This is a genomic window from Pseudomonas sp. OST1909 (assembly GCF_015277575.1).
Classification (GTDB): domain Bacteria; phylum Pseudomonadota; class Gammaproteobacteria; order Pseudomonadales; family Pseudomonadaceae; genus Aquipseudomonas; species Aquipseudomonas synxantha_A.
Genome location: NZ_CP063780.1, coordinates 5,756,602 through 5,774,314 on the forward strand (window position 1 = coordinate 5,756,602; position 17,713 = coordinate 5,774,314).

12 protein-coding genes and 2 pseudogenes are annotated in these 17,713 nt (G+C 57.9%); 12 read left to right on the forward strand and 2 right to left on the reverse strand.

The genetic code is table 11. The features are described from left to right. Window positions 1-25 precede the first annotated feature (25 nt). The 3 genes and pseudogenes from ppa (at window position 26) to IH404_RS28040 (ending at window position 3,223) form a co-directional block, all read left to right on the forward strand. On the forward strand, window positions 26-553 hold the full coding sequence (gene ppa, locus IH404_RS25095) for an inorganic diphosphatase (RefSeq protein ID WP_005791810.1): 528 nt from the start codon (window positions 26-28) through the stop codon (window positions 551-553). Window positions 554-768: 215 nt separating this feature from the next. Further along, on the forward strand, window positions 769-1,542 hold the full coding sequence (locus tag IH404_RS25100) for a helix-turn-helix transcriptional regulator (RefSeq protein WP_005791812.1): 774 nt from the start codon (window positions 769-771) through the stop codon (window positions 1,540-1,542). A 560-nt stretch (window positions 1,543-2,102) separates the two neighbouring features. After that, window positions 2,103-3,223, forward strand: a pseudogene (locus IH404_RS28040) (Fic family protein). A 63-nt stretch (window positions 3,224-3,286) separates the two neighbouring features. On the opposite strand, the gene IH404_RS25110 reads toward IH404_RS28040, so the two are convergent. Beyond that, a complete protein-coding gene (locus IH404_RS25110; protein ID WP_005791816.1) occupies window positions 3,287-3,523 on the reverse strand; it encodes a hypothetical protein in 237 nt (78 codons plus the stop codon). Window positions 3,524-4,023: 500 nt separating this feature from the next. On the opposite strand from IH404_RS25110, the gene ycaC reads away from it, so the two are divergent. Further along, entirely contained in the window at window positions 4,024-4,656 is a 633-nt protein-coding gene (gene ycaC, locus IH404_RS25115; RefSeq protein WP_003194533.1) for an isochorismate family cysteine hydrolase YcaC, read from the forward strand. A 56-nt stretch (window positions 4,657-4,712) separates the two neighbouring features. On the opposite strand, the pseudogene IH404_RS25120 reads toward ycaC, so the two are convergent. Continuing rightward, window positions 4,713-5,629, reverse strand: a pseudogene (locus IH404_RS25120) (PDDEXK nuclease domain-containing protein); the annotation flags it as partial. 97 nt (window positions 5,630-5,726) lie between these two features. On the opposite strand from IH404_RS25120, the gene IH404_RS25125 reads away from it, so the two are divergent. From IH404_RS25125 to IH404_RS25160, 8 genes are all read left to right on the forward strand, one after another. After that, window positions 5,727-6,371 (forward strand): NAD(P)H-dependent oxidoreductase, encoded by a 645-nt coding sequence (locus IH404_RS25125; protein WP_194439334.1) that lies wholly within the window; start codon window positions 5,727-5,729, stop codon window positions 6,369-6,371. Beyond that, window positions 6,310-6,690, forward strand: coding sequence for a MerR family transcriptional regulator (locus IH404_RS25130; protein ID WP_087945265.1), 381 nt, complete (start codon window positions 6,310-6,312; stop codon window positions 6,688-6,690). The genes IH404_RS25125 and IH404_RS25130 overlap by 62 nt, the downstream gene beginning before the upstream one ends. Before the next feature lie 135 nt (window positions 6,691-6,825). After that, entirely contained in the window at window positions 6,826-11,457 is a 4,632-nt protein-coding gene (locus IH404_RS25135) for an RHS repeat-associated core domain-containing protein (RefSeq protein WP_194439336.1), read from the forward strand. Continuing rightward, window positions 11,454-11,786 (forward strand): hypothetical protein, encoded by a 333-nt coding sequence (locus IH404_RS25140; RefSeq protein WP_194439338.1) that lies wholly within the window; start codon window positions 11,454-11,456, stop codon window positions 11,784-11,786. Before IH404_RS25135 ends, IH404_RS25140 begins: the two co-directional genes overlap by 4 nt. A gap of 705 nt (window positions 11,787-12,491) precedes the next feature. Then, window positions 12,492-12,734, forward strand: coding sequence for an exodeoxyribonuclease VII small subunit (locus IH404_RS25145; RefSeq protein ID WP_005791829.1), 243 nt, complete (start codon window positions 12,492-12,494; stop codon window positions 12,732-12,734). After that, window positions 12,731-13,618 (forward strand): (2E,6E)-farnesyl diphosphate synthase, encoded by an 888-nt coding sequence (gene ispA / locus IH404_RS25150; RefSeq protein WP_194439339.1) that lies wholly within the window; start codon window positions 12,731-12,733, stop codon window positions 13,616-13,618. Before IH404_RS25145 ends, ispA begins: the two co-directional genes overlap by 4 nt. A 110-nt stretch (window positions 13,619-13,728) precedes the next feature. Then, complete coding sequence (gene dxs / locus IH404_RS25155) at window positions 13,729-15,627, forward strand: 1-deoxy-D-xylulose-5-phosphate synthase (RefSeq protein ID WP_194439341.1); 1,899 nt, start codon at window positions 13,729-13,731, stop codon at window positions 15,625-15,627. 141 nt (window positions 15,628-15,768) lie between these two features. Next, window positions 15,769-17,643, forward strand: a complete 1,875-nt coding sequence (locus tag IH404_RS25160) for a TonB-dependent receptor (protein ID WP_194439343.1) — start codon at window positions 15,769-15,771, stop codon at window positions 17,641-17,643. Window positions 17,644-17,713: the final 70 nt, after the last annotated feature.

Below are 17,713 nucleotides of genomic sequence, written 5' to 3' on the forward strand. Positions count from 1 at the left end.
GGCCAACTAACGGGGGCAACGCCCAATGAGCTACAGCAAGATTCCGGCTGGCAAAGACCTGCCGAACGACATCTACGTCGCCATCGAAATTCCGGCCAACCACGCGCCGATCAAATACGAAATCGACAAAGACAGCGACTGCCTGTTCGTTGACCGTTTCATGGCCACCCCGATGTTCTACCCGGCCAACTACGGTTTCATCCCCAACACCCTGGCTGACGACGGCGACCCCCTCGACGTGCTGGTCGTGACCCCTTACCCGGTTACCCCAGGCTCGGTTATCCGCGCACGTCCAGTCGGCATCCTGAACATGACCGACGACGGCGGCGGCGATGCCAAAGTCATCGCAGTGCCACACGACAAGCTGTCCCAGCTGTACGTGGACGTGAAGGAATACACCGACCTGCCGCCACTGCTGCTGGAACAGATCAAGCACTTCTTCGAGAACTACAAAGACCTCGAAAAAGGCAAATGGGTGAAGATCGACGGTTGGGGCAACGCAGAAGCCGCCCGCGCCGAGATCATGAAGTCGGTTGCCGCCTACAAAGGCTGATACCCGCGCCTGATTTTGCTTCGGCAAATAAAAAAGCCCCGTTAGTTCGGGGCTTTTTTATGGGCAAAATTAAACATCAAGTTCAATGTTTATTTTGCGCTGTTTATCTAAGTTGCACACCTGAAAGATCGAGCCACAACTAAGCCAAATCCTACATATGCAATTCAACGCATGGTTTATTTGATTAGTTTTTCCCGCCAGTAAACTCTGCGTTTATGAATACATCAGGTGATCGTTTAAAAGCGCTACTCCGGGAAGTTAATCTTTCCGCCTCCGACTTCGCCAAAAACCGCGGCGTCACGCCTCAACACGTGAACAACTGGTTCAAACGCGGCGTTCCCATGGGCCGACTCAACGAGATAGCAGAACTGCTGTGCGTCTCAAGTCGCTGGTTAAGCGACGGCCGAGGCCCCAAACACCCGCCCGCCAACTACCTGCTGGAAGGCCCCGACACAAGGAAACTACTGCCCACCCGCGAAGACACCGGCAAATACCTCACAGGCCCCGCCTGCCGTCCGGAAACAACCGACGTGGAGATCCCCCTCCACCCCACATTCACCTCAAGCGAACGCATCCGCGTCTCCCGGCACAGCCTGCAAACCCTCAACGTCCATCCCGACCGCGCGGTAGGCGCTTACATGGTCGACAACAGCATGACCGACATCATCCAACAAGGCGCCACCCTTGCCATCGACCGAGGCCGCACCCAAATCATCGACGGCGAAATTTATGCGGTAGAGCACGACGGGATGCTGCGCATCAAATACCTCTACAACCGACCTGGCGGTGGTTTGCGCCTGCGCAGCCACAACGCCGCCGAACACCCGGACGAATACCTCAACCACGAAGAACGCTTCGAACAAAGCTTCAAGGTTGTCGGCTGGGTATTCTGGTGGTCCACCCTTAACAACCGCCGCCCGCCCGTGCCGCTGGATGAGCACCTGCTGGGCTGGGAAGGCTCTAAATCGGAACCGGAGGTGGGCAACTGAGGGGAATGTGGGTAGAATGCGCCGCACATTTGGCAGGGGGATGGCTTAGCTATCTGCCCTGTCAGGCGATGCGGAGGAGTTCCCGCGGATGCCCCTACTATTCAGCCCGACGCCATGTGGGCTGAGCGATTTGAAGGCTGGTGAGGTTTGTCAAAAACAAGCTGAGGCAGTCCCCGAGAAGCCGGCCACAAGCCGGCTTTTTAATGCCTGTAAGAATGCCCCTCCTTAAACATCAATCACGTAGCCTTAAAGATCCACTCTGCGCTCCCTGAACATGTCTCTGGTGCAATAGGCAGCCATTCAAAGGCCAGTGGGCTCCAGCAATATCAAAATGACTCGACGCAATTTAGGTGTATTACCCCTTCTTCATTGCTTCACCCAAATAATCAGCAACCTGATCGATATCCAACATGTCGCCAACAGCGACACGAGGATGAAACATGTCGCAAAAATACAAAAATAACGACACGTTATGCACGCGGGCTTACACTAGCGACATGACAAGGGCGCTTATAAAAGCGGCCTCACCTTTAATTGGACGTCCTAGTGAGCGTGCGCCCATGACTAACCCCCAGCGGCCTTGGCAGGCGGATAGACCCTATAACCAGCTTCCACCCTTGCCGCCAAAGGCAGAACTGGAAACCCGAGCAGTCCTCAAACGCTGCATCGAAGCTCGAGCAGCCTTGGCCGAATTGAAACAAGCAGCCGAGCTGATTCCTAACCAAACGATGCTGATCAATACGATCCCGCTGCTGGAAGCCAAGGACAGCTCCGAGATCGAAAGTATTGTCACTACTACAGATTTACTCTTTCAGCATGCCCAGGATGGCGCCAATCATGCAGATCACGCGACCAAAGAAGCCCTCCGGTACCGCAAGGCTCTACATAACGGTTTCCAGTCGCTGGCTGAACGTCCACCTCTACCGGCACAGCAGTAGAGATCTGTCGAACGCTCAAGGGTGTAGACATGGACATCCGTCGAGTACCAGGCGTCCAGCTAGCCAATGATCGGACCGGAGAAATCATCTATACCCCACCAGAGGGCGAAGATCGCTTACGCGACTTGCTCGCCAACTGGGAACGTTTTCTACACAACGAGACAGACCTCGACCCGCTGGTTCGCATGGCTGTCGGGCACTATCAGTTCGAGGCTATTCATCCATTCACAGACGGCAATGGTCGTACCGGGCGCGTGCTAAACACCCTGTATCTGATCCAGGAAGGTCTGTTGAATCTACCGATTCTCTACCTTAGCCATTTCATCATTGCGCATAGAGCCGATTACTATCGACTACTGCTTGATGTCACACGCGAACAGGCCTGGGAGCCCTGGCTGCTGTACATGCTTACTGCCGTGGAAGAAACCGCTCGCTGGACCAGTGCCAAAATTGCCGCCATTCGCAGCCTGTCCGAACACACCAGCCAATTTGTTCGCGAGCGTCTGCCGAAAACCTACTCACGCGAATTGGTGGACGTGATTTTTGAGCAGCCCTATTGCCGTATTAGCAACGTCGTCGACAAGCAGATCGCCCAGCGCCAGGCTGCTTCTCGCTACCTCAAAGAGCTGGTCTCCATTGATGTTCTGCAAGAGGTTCAGGTCGGAAAGGAAAAACTGTTCATTCATCCAAAGCTGATGCAGTTGCTGATTCGCGACGGCAACGAATTCAAGCCGTATTTCTGAGCCGAGATTAAGGAAATCGTGAATAAGTCGCCTGGACGATAAAAACGAACAGGCGACGTCATATCACCTAGGCTGCAAACACTCCACAGCCCGATCCGCCACCATCTTCGCCATCTCCACCAAATGCATCACCGCTCTCTGCGGCGCAGCCACTGACTCACCGATCACCTGCGACGTAGCCAGCGCACAATGCAGCAACTCAGCCACCTGCACCCAGGCATCCTCGAAGCTCAGTTCTTCATTGACCGTGAATGGGTTGGTCGCGCCTGACGACGGCAAATCCGAAACAACGTTATCCATAGCAAGACTCCAATCGATAATTTGAAGCTGCCATTTACGCGACTAAACGAAAGGTGGCAGCTGTACGCAGGTTAGTCGACCGGTCGATTGGAACCCGGCGCACCCGAAGGTGCCCTGCGCACAGCCACCATAAGATGCAGGCGAAAGAGTGCCTGACTCATGAGTTGCTTATGCGCCAATCGAATCCGGGCGACTAAACCCGATCACTGAATTAGCAGTGACGGTCAGCAGCCTAGTCACCCAATTCCACTGGCGCAAGCGGTTGGGATTCTCTCGGAAACGTCCTGCAAATGAAAGGGATCGTACCTGCTGGCTACTCAAAATCAGGCAATTCATTCGCGTTATGCGCATTAGTACGGCGCCCCCAATCGTTCGCTCGCTGTCTCCTTTAAGTTGACAGTAAGACTCGTCCCACCCGATTTATCCCCCGCCACCCACCCATTAATCTGTGCCCATGTTGAACGCAACGCCCAACCAACCTAAACAAAAAGGATTCAACCATGAGCGCTCCCACCTACAACCGCTTGAACAAAGACGACGCCATTGTTCTGCTGGTAGACCACCAGACCGGCCTGATCTCCCTGGTGCAGGACTTCTCCCCCAACGAGTTCAAGAACAACGTGCTCGCCCTGGCTGACCTGGCCAAGTTCTTCAACCTGCCGACCATCCTCACCACCAGCTTCGAGCAAGGCCCCAATGGCCCGCTGGTGCCAGAGTTGAAGGAAATGTTCCCGGATGCGCCGTACATCGCCCGCCCAGGCCAGATCAACGCCTGGGACAACGAAGACTTCGTCAAGGCGATCAAGGCCACCGGGCGCAAGCAGATCATCATTGCCGGCGTGGTGACGGATGTGTGCGTGGCGTTCCCGACCTTGTCGGCGCTGGCGGAAGGCTTTGAGGTGTTTGTGGTGACGGATGCATCTGGCACGTTCAATACCACGGTGCAGCAGGCGGCGTGGAGCCGGATGACGCAGGCCGGTGCGCAGTTGATGAACTGGTTCTCGGTGGCGTGTGAGCTGCACCGCGACTGGCGCAACGATATCGAAGGCCTGGGTAACCTGTTGTCCCAGCGGATTCCCAACTATCGCAACTTGATGAACGGTTACGCGGCGCTGACAGCTCATCAGAAATAAGCAAACCCAGCGTGATAAGCCTGCCCTGAAAAGCAGGCTTTTTCCGTTGCTTGCCCCTAGCCCGCCAACTCCCGTTCGATCTGCTCAATACTCGGCAAACTGGTTTGCAATTCTGCGGGCAAAGATTCCACCAATTGATATTCCGCCACGCCGATAGGTCGGTTGTTATCGCGCAGTGCATATTCAGCCACCACCTCATTTTACCTTTGCACAACAACAGACCAATCGTCGGGCCATCCTGTGGGTGCTTTATCTCGGCATCCACAGCTGCGAGGTAGAAGCTCAGTTTGCCCAAGTGTTCGGGCTTGAACTTGCCAGCCTTGAGTTCGATCACCACGTAGCAACGCAGCTTCAAGTGATAGAACAGCAGGTCGACGAAGAATTCGTCACCGCCCACATTCAACAGCACTTGCCGGCCTACGAAGGCAAAGCCTGCGCCCAATTCCAATAAGAAGTCGGTGACATGCTTGATCAGGGCGTTTTCAATATCACGCTCTTGCGCGTTCAGGCCCAGGCTGAGGAAGTCAAAGCGGTAAGGGTCCTTGAGGGTTTCACGCGCCAGATCGGATTGGGCTTTGGGCAGATGGCTTTCAAAGTTGCTGACGGCCTTGCCACTGCGTTCCAGCAGGCGGTTTTCAATGTGCATCATCAGCGTGTTGCGCGACCAGCTGTGTTTAACGGCCTGGAGAATGTACCAACGACGTGTTTCGGGACCCGGAAGCTTATCGAGCAACACTAGGTTGTGACCCCAGGGCAATTGTGCAGCAGCTTGTTGCACAAATTCCGCTTCTGGCCCCGCCTCGGCAAAAGCACGCATGTACTTCAGATTGCGCGGCGAAAAACCCTCGATGTCTGGAAAGGCCGCCCGCAGATCCTGCGCAAGGCGATCGATCACTTTGCTACCCCAGCCTTGATCGTTCTGACGGGTCAAAATATCGCGACCGATCTGCCAGTAGAGCAGCACCAGTTCGCGTACCTTGCAGAAAGGTCCTGCTGGCACTGGCTGTGGCCCTTGACTCTCCCCTATACGGCACCCCCTACCCTGAACGCCCATTTCAGGAGCCTTCAGCATGAGTCAGCGCATCCTGGTCATTCTCGGCCATCCGTCCACCGATAGTTTTTGTTCAGCCATGGCGCAGACCTATATCCACGCTGCAAAAACGGCAGGTCACGAAGTACGCATCCTGCACCTGGGTAACCTCACATTCGACCCGATTCTTCACCACGGTTATACCCAGGCTCAAACACTGGAACCCGACTTGCTCAGCGCCCAAGCCGACATCCTTTGGGCCGGGCACCTCACATGGGTTTTCCCTGTTTGGTGGGGTGGTATCCCGGCACTGATGAAAGGCTTTATCGACCGAGTTTTCCTACCCGGCTTCGCCTTCAAATACCGCGCAGGCAAGGCATTCCCTGACAAGCTACTCAAGGGCCGAAGCGCGCACTTGTTAGTGACCCTGGACACGCCGGCGTGGTATTACCGCTGGGTCTACCGCATGCCGGCCATCCACCAGATGCGTCGCACCACGCTGGCGCTGTGCGGCATCACGCCGAGCAAGACGCTGCTGTTTGGCCCCGTGTTGGGCTCTACGTTGACGCAGCGGTCCCGGTGGCTGAAACAGGCCGGCGCATTATTTGAGAAAGGGAATTTTCATGTACATAGGCAAAGCCGCGCAGTTGTCCGGCACGACCATCAAGGCGATTCGTCACTATGAGGCGATTGGATTGATGCCCGAGCCGCAACGCCTTGGCGGCTACCGCGTTTATACGGCGCAGAGCGTAGAGCGACTGACCTTTATCAAATGCGCCCAGCAGCTCGGGTTCAAACTCAAGGAGTTGCAGGAGATTTTGCTGGGGTACGACGGTGACGCCTTTCCCTGGGACAGGGCGGACCAAGCCATCACCAACAAGAAGCACGCGCTGGCCGCGCAAATCGCCGTGTTGCAACGGATGCAGGCGGGCTTGATTGAGTTTGAAACCCAACTGAAAGACGCCCAAGGGCACTGCTCGTCAATCAGTAGTGTCGCCATTTGAAGTAGCCCTTACGCATGAGTTGCCGCTGACTTTTGCGAGCCCCGTGTAAGGGCAATCTGATTTTCCAAACCGTTCATCCAGCCGCTTTTCGCTGCGGCAGACTCCGACGCCTTGCCTTCTGTCGAGACGTCATGGATGACCCACGCTGCCCACATTGCCGCTATCGAACATGAGCTGGATGGCTTCCATCAGAGCCTGGTGGAGTACCGCCAGCAAATGGACGCCTGGTATTCGCGCGCGCTGGATTCGGTCAGCCATGCAGCGGATATGCCGTCGTTGCTGGGCATGGACCGAGTGTTGCGGGTTGGGGATTCGCAGCGTTCGGTGAGCATTACCGATGCAGATTTCTCCACCGTGGCCCGTTGCCCGGTGGGTGGCGTGCTGGAGATCGAGAGCAAATTCGAATCAGCGTATGACGTGCCGATTGGCGACATCCCGGTTGAGGTGATCGGCCTGGATGACGGCAGCTACACGCGGGTGATGCTCGATGAGCACGGCAAGGGCTCGCACTACTGCGCCGCTGGCGGGCGCTATCAGGTACGGGTTCAGGGCGGTGTTTCAGCGCAGCAAGTGGAGGCCTTGTTTGCCTCCTATGCAGGGCTGACGGCGGACTTGGAACAGTGGCTTCGGTCACAGTGGAAAGACTTCAAACCCCACTGGGAACGCTCTACTGCCAGCGCGATTGGCAGCGGCGTGCTGGCGGGCAGTTGGGCGGCGATCACGGATGTGTGGGACAGCATCAAGCTGGTGCAGGCGATTCTCGAAGATCCGCTGAAGTACGTCGAGCAACTGGGTAGCGAGGCGGCCAAGTTGGCGCAGATCGCCACCGATGCGCCCAAGGTCATGGAACAGGCGATGTTGCTCGCCAGTGACGAGGCGGCGCTGTACCTGTTACTGCGCACCGCCATGATCTGGCTGGACGCGTTACCGCCCCGTGAAGTCGCGCAAGCGGCCGCAGGTTTTATGGTGTCGTTGCTGATTGACCTGGTGATTGGCGCGGTGTTGACCATAGCGTTGCCGGCAGCGGGCGTGGCGTATTTGAGCGTTCGCCTGGTGAAGCATGGCGCACAAATCCTTAAGGCTGCCGTGGGCTTCGTGAAGGGGGTTCTGGCAATTCTCACCAAGTTCATGCAAGCGGTCGACCGTTATAAAGCGGTGGCGGTTCGCGGTGTGGTCGGCTGGGTGAAACAAGGCACGATGCAGATGCGCTGGCGGGCGCGGCAGAACGCGGTGCTGACGCAGAAAGAGCGTGTGGATGATGTGCCGGTCATGGCGTCGAATCCGAAGGGAGATGCGGCGGCGCCAGCGGACAAGACGGTCACCAACGGCTGCCCGGTGTCGATGGTCACCGGGGAAGAATTACTCACCCTCACCGACGGCGCGCTGGACGGGGTTTTGCCGTTTGAGTGGACCCGGCTGTATCGCACCAGTGCGGTGGATGTGGATTGCGGGTTGGGGTTTGGCTGGAGTCATGCACTGGCGCACAGGCTTTGTGTGTCGGGCGATTCGGTGGTGTGGACCGACCATGAGAACCGCTCGACCACCCTGCCCTTGCCGACTTCTGCTCGACCCGCGATTACCAACAGCCTGGCGGAAGCGGCGATCTACTTGGGCTCGACGCCTGATGAGCTGGTACTGGCCCAGGCGTCGCGGTTCTATCACTTTCGCGACGGTGCACTGGTTTCGATCAGCGATGCGTATGACAACCGTCTACGCATTTGCCGTGATCGTTCCGGGCGGATTGAGCGGCTGGATAACGGTGCTGGCCGCTCGCTGCTGCTGCGTTATGAGCTGGATCACATCGTGGCGGTGGACTACCAGGTTCATCGCGCCACAGGGCGTGCACCTTACGTCTGGGAAACCGAGCAGAACGTTGTTTCCTACGCCTATGACGAAGCGGGACGACTGGTTTGCGCGACCAATGCCGTCGGTGAAAGCGAGCGTTATCGGTACGACGATCAGCACGTCATTCTTGAGCGGCAGCTGGCCGGTGGGGCGAGTTTCTTTTGGGAGTGGGAAGGCTCCGGCAAGGCGGCGCGTTGCGTCCGGCACTGGGCGAGCTTTTCGCAGATGGACACGCGCTATGCCTGGGGGGATGACGGCCGTGTCACCGTGCATAACGCCGATGGCAGCCAGGAAGTCTATGTCCACGACGACCGGGCGCGGTTGGTGCAGCGGATCGATCCGGACGGCGCCGAGCATTTCAAATCCTATGACGACAAAGGCCGGCTGACCGTCGAGCAGGACCCGCTGGGCGCGGTGACGGCTTATCAGTACGACGAAGCTGGGCGCTTGGTGGCGTTGTTTCCGGGGGATGATGAGCCGACGTCTTACGAGCATGACAACGGCTTCTTAAGGGTTGTAAGGCGCGGTGAGGCGGTTTGGAAATATGAGCGCAATGACCAGGGTGACGTCATCCGCAAGATTGATCCGGATGGCAGCGCGACTGACTACAGCTATAACAAACACGGGCAACTGACTGGGGTTTGGTACCCGGATCACAGTTGCCATCGGCTGGTGTGGAATGAGCGTGGGCAGTTGCTGGAAGAGCAATTGCCCAATGGCGGGATCAAGCGTTATCGCTATGACGATTTAGGGCGCCAGATTGCCCGTGAGGATGAACACGGCGCCCAGACCGTTTATGAATGGGACAGCGTCGGTAGGTTGATTCGCCTCGTCTTGCCAGGCGGCGCCACACGAGAGTTCAGCTACAACCCCTACGGGAAAATCATCGCCGAGCGCGATGAGCTCGGCCACGTCACCCGCTACGAATATGCCAATGGCCTGCACCTGATCAGCCGCCGCATCAACGCCGACGGCACCCAGGTCAAGTACCGCTACGACAACGCCAGGCTACTGCTGACCGAAATCGAAAACGAAGTCGGCGAAACCTACCAACTCGACTACCACCCCAACGGCCTGATCCAGCGGGAAATCGGCTTCGACGGCCAACGCACCGCCTACGTCTACGACCTCAACGGCAACCTGCAGGAAAAGACCGAATACGGCGACGATGGCAGTCAGCTAGTGACCCGCTACGAGCGCGACCACGCCGGTCGCCTCGTCCGAAAAACCCTGCCCGATGCCAGCGTTGTCGACTATGCCTACGACCGCCAGGGCAACCTCCTCAGCGTCGAAGACGGTCACTGGGCGTTGGCCTACGAGTACGACAAACAAAACCGCCTGACCGCCGAACACCAAGGCTGGGGCACGCTGCGCTACGGCTACGACGCCTGCGGCCAGTTGAAAAACCTGCGCCTACCCGACAACAACCGCCTCACCTTCAACCACGACAAAGGCGGCCACCTCGCCACCATCGAGCTCAATGGTGAGGTGCTCACCTCGCACTTATTCAAGAGCGGCCGCGAACACCAACGCCAACAAGGTCAACTGCTCAGCCATTACCACTACGACGACCAAAACCGCCTGCACGCCCACGCCGTTACGCAGCAGCAAAACTACCTCTACCAACGCCAATACGACTACGACAAAAGCGGCACCCTCACCCGCCTGCTCGACACCCGCAAAGGCGAACACCTTTACCGCTACGACCCACTGAATCGTCTGACCCGCGCCGATCATTCCCAAGACGTCCAGGAGCGCTTTGCCCACGACCCAGCGGGCAACCTGCTGATGCAAGACCGCCCCGGCCCGGACATCGTTGCCGGCAACCGCCTGGTGATCCAGGGCGACCGCCACTATGACTACGACGCCTTCGGCAACCTGATCCGCGAACGGCGCGGCAAGGGTCATCAACTCGTCACCGAATACCGCTACGACTGCCTGCATCGACTGATCGGCGTCACAAAACCGAACGGCGAAACCGCCAGTTATCGCTATGACCCGTTTGGGCGGCGCATCAGCAAAACCGTAGATGACAAAACCACGGAGTTTTTCTGGCAAGGCGACAAGCTGATTGCCGAACACCATGAGGACTGTCATCGCAGCTACATCTACGAACCGGACAGCTTCCGCCCATTGGCGCTGCTGGAAGGCTATGGTCCAAAGGACACCAAGCCCTACCACTACCAACTCGACCACCTCGGCACACCGCAGGAACTGACCAGCCCCGAGGGCGAAATCGTCTGGTCCGCCCATTACCGCGCCTACGGCCAGATCGCCCGCCTCGACGTGGGCAAAATCGACAATCCGCTGCGTTTCCAAGGACAGTATTTCGACCAAGAAAGCGGGCTGCACTACAACCGCCATCGCTACTACAATCCGGACATTGGTCGTTACCTCACGCCGGATCCGGTGAAGTTGGCGGGTGGGATCAATGGGTACCGGTATGTACCCAATCCGACGGGATGGGTGGATCCACTAGGTCTAAATGCATGCCCCGGTGAAGATGGCTGTAAGCCCGAGATTGAAGCGCGTGAATCAGCCCAGGCAGTTCGAGTTAATGAGGGTCAACCAGAGCTACCAAAAGCAGGAGGAGCACAGCCAGCAGCCCGGTACTCGGCCAATTGGCAGACCGCTGACCTGAACGAAAATATCGTTAAATTTGCTGGGCCTGACCCGATAGTAATAACTACAGATAAAGGAAAGAAAATATACAAAAACCCTCAGAGCGGGATTGAAATAGTGGAGGACCTTAATGGTAATTACTTTAGAATTCACGACCCGTCCTTGCCGGGATCCAGGCGTTATCTTAGTTTAGCCGGAGCAATCCCCAACAACAAAACCTCCTCTTCTGGCAAACAGATGGGAAGAACACAAAGCGAATACAATGAAGTCACACATTTTAAAAAAGGAAATTCTCGATGAAATTGATTTGCACGCCATTGACTGGCGAAGCCATGTTTTTGCTAGACCTAAATGCGTGCCCAAACGACCAGATGGAGCGTGTGCTCCTCACAAGCATAGAGCACCAACAACTCTTGAAATCGGGAATATACGAGGAGATCAATGATTCTTTAAAAAAGATCATCGATGACTATGAGGACGAACACATTAACACTTCCGAAGAGCTCACCGAAATGCTAAGAATTTTAAAAAAAAATTCCTTGCCTGAAAACCCCGAACTATTAGAAAAAATAATCCATTTAACCCAGTTAGCTATCGATAGAAAAACCGGTGTTTTTTTCTACTTCTAGGCACTAGACGTGAAATTAAAGAAAGCACGAGTTATAGAAACCAGCATCCATATAGAAGAGGACGTAATACTGCTCATCGAGGGAGTCATCATTAATTGCTTCGTCAGCTATTCCCCACATGAGATAGAAGTCGGAAAGACGTATGACGTCGAGCTGACAATGAATCTATCTGACGATTACGAGATTGAAAGGGTTGAACCGAGAACACCACTGATTGAAAAGACAAATTCCGGATACGCTTACCTACTTTATGGAAACCTACGCAACACACAATTTCACAGCTTCGTCTCATTAAACGATGAGGACATTCACTACGACCATCCTGAATGTAACGAGCGCTTCATAAAACTAAAAGTCGACAGAATCGACGTCAGCTTCCGTTGAATATCAAACGCGCCCCTGAGAACGCACTCTGTGGCCCAGTAGCGCCTCGACGATGAGCCGAATACAAAGCACAATCAGCTCACAAAATGAGCCGAATACTCTCTCTATTCGGCTCACACGCCCCCAGGCTTCTCCTTATGAATCAACAACACGCCACCTGGCCGACTACTGGAAAAAAACTGCCTGACACGCCTCCCCGGAGGCGGCCGCAGCACGCGTTATCAGATCAATCCCGCCCGGCAGTAACAGCCCCACTCATTTGCCCCAATCCCCCATGTCTGCTAGTGTCGCGCCGGTTTACCGTCTACCGGAATTGCCGCCATGGCCCGCAAAAAAGTTGCACTCGATTTCGAACAATCCCTCGCCGACCTGCAAACCCTGGTCGAGCGTCTGGAGAACGGCGAGTTGTCGCTGGAAGACTCGTTGACGGCATTTGAGCAAGGCATTGGCCTGACCCGCGACTGTCAGAGCGCGTTGGCGCAGGCGGAGCAGAAGGTCCAGGTGCTGCTGGAGCGCGACGGGGAGTTGGCGCAAGAGCCTTTCGATGCGGAACAGCCGGAATGATCAGCGCGTATCAGGCCAGTAGCCAAGCCCGGGTGAATGCGGCGCTGGAGCCCTTGTTTGTTGCACCAAGCCCGGAATTGACGCGCCTCTATGAAGCCATGAGCTATAGCGTGATGAATGGCGGCAAGCGGGTGCGCCCGTTGCTGGCCTATGCGGCCTGCGAAGCCCTGGGCGCGCCGGCGGCCGAGGCCAATGGCGCAGCGTGTGCGGTGGAGTTGATCCACGCTTACTCCCTGGTACACGACGACCTGCCGGCGATGGATGACGACGATCTGCGTCGCGGCCAGCCCACGACCCACAAAGCCTTCGATGAGGCTTACGCGATCCTGGCCGGGGATGGCTTGCAGAGCCTGGCGTTCAGCGCGTTGCTGGACCCGGCACTAAGCAGCGTCAACGCCGAGATCCGCCTGCGCATGGTTACTGCCCTGGCCCACGCTGCTGGCCCGGCCGGAATGGTCGGCGGCCAAGCCATCGACATGGGTTCGGTCAGCCTCAAGCTGGATCAAGAAGCCCTTGAATACATGCATCGCCACAAGACCGGCGCGTTGATCGAAGCCGCCGTGCACCTGGGCGCCCTGGCCAGCGGCCGCGCCGACGCCGAGCAACTGGCGGCCCTGCAGACTTATTCCCGCGCGATCGGCCTGGCCTTCCAGGTGCAGGACGATATTCTCGACGTGGAAAGCGATACCGCCACCCTCGGCAAACGCCAAGGCGCCGATATTGCACGGGACAAGCCGACGTATCCGGCTCTGCTGGGGCTGGAAGCCGCCAAGGCATACGCCATCGAGCTGCGTGACCAGGCCCTGGATGCCCTGCGACCTTTCGACGCGGCAGCCGAGCCATTGCGTGACCTGGCGCGGTATATCGTCGAGCGCCGCCACTGACAACCCCGGCCATTTGCGCCGCATATCGGCCAAGTTCGGCGCCCTGCGTGGGCAGTTTGCACGGCTTGAGGTAAACTGCCGCCTCTTCTATACCTATAACGATTCGCCTGATGCCCACGACGTTTCAAGAGATTCCCCGCAAACGCCCGTCCACGCCCCTGCTCGACCGCGCTGCCACGCCGGACGGCCTGCGTCGACTGGGTGAAGCCGAGCTGGAAACCCTGGCCGATGAATTGCGCCTGGAATTGCTCTATACGGTCGGCCAGACCGGTGGGCATTTCGGCGCCGGGCTGGGCGTGATCGAGCTGACCATCGCCCTGCATTACGTGTTCGACACCCCGGACGACCGGCTGGTGTGGGACGTGGGCCATCAGGCATATCCGCATAAAATCCTCACCGGCCGTCGCGAGCGCATGGGCAGCCTGCGCCAGAAGGACGGCCTGGCCGCCTTCCCGCGCCGTTCCGAGAGCGAGTACGACACCTTTGGCGTCGGCCACTCCAGCACGTCCATCAGTGCAGCGTTGGGCATGGCGATTGCCGCCCGTCTGCAAAACAGCGATCGCAAGGCGATTGCCGTGATCGGGGATGGCGCGCTGACTGCCGGCATGGCCTTCGAAGCGCTCAACCATGCGCCGGAAGTGGATGCCAACATGTTGGTGATCCTCAACGACAACGACATGTCGATCTCGCGCAATGTCGGTGGCCTGTCCAATTACCTGGCGAAAATCCTCTCCAGCCGCACCTACGCCAGCATGCGCGAAGGCAGCAAGAAAGTGCTGTCGCGTCTGCCTGGAGCGTGGGAAATCGCCCGTCGCACCGAAGAATACGCCAAGGGCATGCTGGTGCCCGGCACCCTGTTCGAAGAGCTGGGCTGGAACTACATCGGCCCTATCGATGGCCACGACCTGCCGACCCTGATCGCCACCTTGCGCAACATGCGCGACCTCAAGGGCCCGCAGTTCCTGCATATCGTCACCAAAAAGGGCAAAGGCTTTGCCCCGGCTGAAGTCGACCCGATTGGTTACCACGCGATCACCAAGCTCGAACCCCTGGACGCGCCCGCAGCCGCGCCGAAAAAGGCTAGCGGGCCGAAGTATTCCGGTGTGTTTGGCGAATGGCTGTGCGACATGGCGGCTGCCGACCCACGCTTGGTAGGCATCACCCCGGCGATGAAGGAAGGCTCCGACCTGGTGGCGTTCAGCGAGCGTTTCCCGTTGCGTTACTTCGACGTGGCGATTGCCGAGCAGCACGCTGTCACCTTCGCCGCCGGCATGGCCTGCGAAGGCGCCAAGCCGGTGGTGGCGATCTACTCCACCTTCCTGCAACGCGGTTATGACCAGTTGGTTCACGATGTGGCGGTGCAGAACCTCGACGTGCTGTTCGCCATCGACCGCGCCGGCCTGGTGGGCGAAGACGGCCCGACCCATGCTGGCAGCTTCGACCTGTCCTACCTGCGCTGCATCCCCGGCATACTGGTGATGACGCCCAGCGACGAAAACGAACTGCGCAAGATGCTCAGCACCGGCCACCTGTACAACGGCCCGGCCGCTGTGCGGTATCCCCGGGGCAATGGCCCGAATGCCGTGATCGAGAAAGACCTGGAGCCGATTGAGATCGGCAAAGGCGTCGTGCGTCGCCAAGGCAGCAAAACTGCATTCCTGGTGTTTGGCGTACAACTGGCCGAAGCGCTGAAAGTGGCTGAAAAGCTTGATGCCACAGTGGTGGACATGCGTTTCGTCAAACCGTTGGATGAAGCGCTGGTACGCGAAATCGCCGCCAGCCATGAGTTGTTGGTGACCGTCGAAGAGAACGCCATCATGGGCGGCGCCGGTGCGGCAGTCAGCGAGTTCCTGGCGCGGGAGAACATCCTCAAATCGGTGCTGCACCTGGGCTTGCCGGATGTGTACGTCGAGCACGCCAAGCCGGCGCAGATGCTGGCTGAGTGTGGCTTGGACGAGGCCGGCATCGAAGCCTCGGTCCGCGAGCGCATGACGCTTCTGGCCCTGTAGAAACCGGGACTAAATGTGGGAGGGGGCTTGCCCCCGATAGCGGTGTTTCAGTTGTAACTATTGTGACTGAACCACTGCAATCGGGGGCAAGCCCCCTCCCACATTTGATTTTGTGTCACCTTCAAACGCTATGGACAGCCCATGAACCGCCTGTGCCTTGCCCTACTGCTTCTACCTTGCACCGACCTGCTCGCCGACACCCGAGAACAGGCGCTTAAGCTCTCCAACGTGGTTATCAGCGCCAACCGCCAAGTGCAGGCGCGTAACGACAGCAGCGCTGCCAACACCGTCTTCACCCGCGCCGACATCGACCGCCTGCAACCCACCAGCGTCACCGACCTGCTCAGCCGCGTGCCCGGTGTGCAGGTTGCGCCGACCGGTGGGCGTGGCAGTTTGCCGGGGATCTTCATTCGAGGCACAAAGTCTGCCCAGAGCCTGGTGCTGGTTGACGGTCAGCGCATCGCCAATACCACCTCAGGCGACAGCGGCTTGCAATACCTCAACGTCGACCAAATTGAACGGGTGGAAGTGCTGCGCGGCTCCCGTTCGGTGATCTACGGCAGCGATGCCATTGGCGGCGTGATCCAGGTATTTACCCGGCGCAATGCCGAGCAAGGCTTGCAGCCGCGCTTGAAGCTCGGGTTTGGCAGTAACCAGACTTGGGAACGTAGCCTGGGCTTGTCGGGCGGCGATGAACATACGCGCTTCAACCTGGGCGCAAGCCTGGATGAAACCGCAGGTATCAACGCGAGCCACGCATCGTTCCCCAGTGACGGCGACCATGACGCCTACCGCAACCAGTCCATCAGCCTGAACCTCCGCCATTCGTTCAGCGATGAGCTGGAGGTAGGTTTCAATCTGCTGGATAACCGGGGCAAGTCGGAATATGACAATAGCTTTGGCCGCTACGACAGCGTCACCGAGCAAAGCGTTGGTCAGAAACCTTACACCGACTACACCGTCAGCAGCGCCAGCGGTTATGTCGATGCCAAGCTCAATGAGACCTGGCAGTCGCGCCTGGAGTTGGGCCACAGCGAAAACCGTGACACCAAGCGCGATACGCTCAGTGATGATTTCAGCGCGTTCAATACCTACCGCGACTCGGTCAACTGGCAGAACGACCTGACCCTGAATGAGCAGAACAACCTGATCATCGGTGGCGACTGGTATGAAGACCGCTTCCACGGCTCCACCACCTTTACCGAAAACAGCCGCTGGAACCGCGCCGCTTTTGTGCAGCACCGCTTCCACAGCGAGTGGTTTTCTACCGAGCTTGGGCTGCGTCGCGACCAGAACCAGCAGTTCGGCGGCCAGAATAGCTGGAGCGGCACCCTGACCGTACCGGTCAACCCTGACAACGACCTACTCTTGAGCTACAGCGAAGGCTTCCGCGCGCCGACCTTCAACGACCTCTATTACCCCGACACGCAGTACAGCAACCCCAATCTGCAGCCCGAAACATCAAAGAGCTACGAGCTGCAATGGCGCAGCCAACTGACCGACAGCACACGCCTGGAAGCCTCGCTGTATCGTACCGACCTGAGCGACGCGATCATCCTTGACGCCGGCAAGCCGCAAAACGTGGCATCGGCGCGGATCAACGGCTTTGAAGCGGCGCTCAAGCAGGAAGTGTTTGGCTGGCAGGGCAACCTTGGCCTGTCGCTTATCGACCCGCGTGACCGTGACAGCGGCCACACCCTGGCACGTCGCGCTCGGCGTACATTGAACCTGGATCTGGATCGGCAGTTCGACAAGCTGGGCGTTGGCGCGAGCTGGCAGGCGATCAGCAGCAGCTACGACGATGAAGCCAATCGCAACCGTTTGGGCGGGTATGCCTTGTTGGGGCTACGCAGCAGTTGGGCGCTGAACCGGGAGGTATCGTTGTCGCTGAAGGTGGATAACGTGCTGGACAAGTCTTATGCACGGGCGAAGTACAGCTACCTCGGCGAGGCTCAGAATTATCGTGAAGAAGGTCGGGTGTGGATGGTTGGGCTGACATGGACGCCTGAGTTCTGAGGGGCCTGCACCGACGTCATCGCAGGCAAGCCAGCTCCCACAATTGAAATGCATTCCCCTGTGGGAGCTG

Coding starts and splice junctions, on each gene's coding strand:
- ppa (WP_005791810.1), top strand. CDS start 26: ATGAGCTACAGCAAGATTCCGGCTGGCAAAGACCTGCCGAACGACATC.
- IH404_RS25100 (WP_005791812.1), top strand. CDS start 769: ATGAATACATCAGGTGATCGTTTAAAAGCGCTACTCCGGGAAGTTAAT.
- IH404_RS25110 (WP_005791816.1), bottom strand. CDS start 3,523: ATGGATAACGTTGTTTCGGATTTGCCGTCGTCAGGCGCGACCAACCCA.
- ycaC (WP_003194533.1), top strand. CDS start 4,024: ATGAGCGCTCCCACCTACAACCGCTTGAACAAAGACGACGCCATTGTT.
- IH404_RS25125 (WP_194439334.1), top strand. CDS start 5,727: ATGAGTCAGCGCATCCTGGTCATTCTCGGCCATCCGTCCACCGATAGT.
- IH404_RS25130 (WP_087945265.1), top strand. CDS start 6,310: ATGTACATAGGCAAAGCCGCGCAGTTGTCCGGCACGACCATCAAGGCG.
- IH404_RS25135 (WP_194439336.1), top strand. CDS start 6,826: ATGACCCACGCTGCCCACATTGCCGCTATCGAACATGAGCTGGATGGC.
- IH404_RS25140 (WP_194439338.1), top strand. CDS start 11,454: ATGAAATTGATTTGCACGCCATTGACTGGCGAAGCCATGTTTTTGCTA.
- IH404_RS25145 (WP_005791829.1), top strand. CDS start 12,492: ATGGCCCGCAAAAAAGTTGCACTCGATTTCGAACAATCCCTCGCCGAC.
- ispA (WP_194439339.1), top strand. CDS start 12,731: ATGATCAGCGCGTATCAGGCCAGTAGCCAAGCCCGGGTGAATGCGGCG.
- dxs (WP_194439341.1), top strand. CDS start 13,729: ATGCCCACGACGTTTCAAGAGATTCCCCGCAAACGCCCGTCCACGCCC.
- IH404_RS25160 (WP_194439343.1), top strand. CDS start 15,769: ATGAACCGCCTGTGCCTTGCCCTACTGCTTCTACCTTGCACCGACCTG.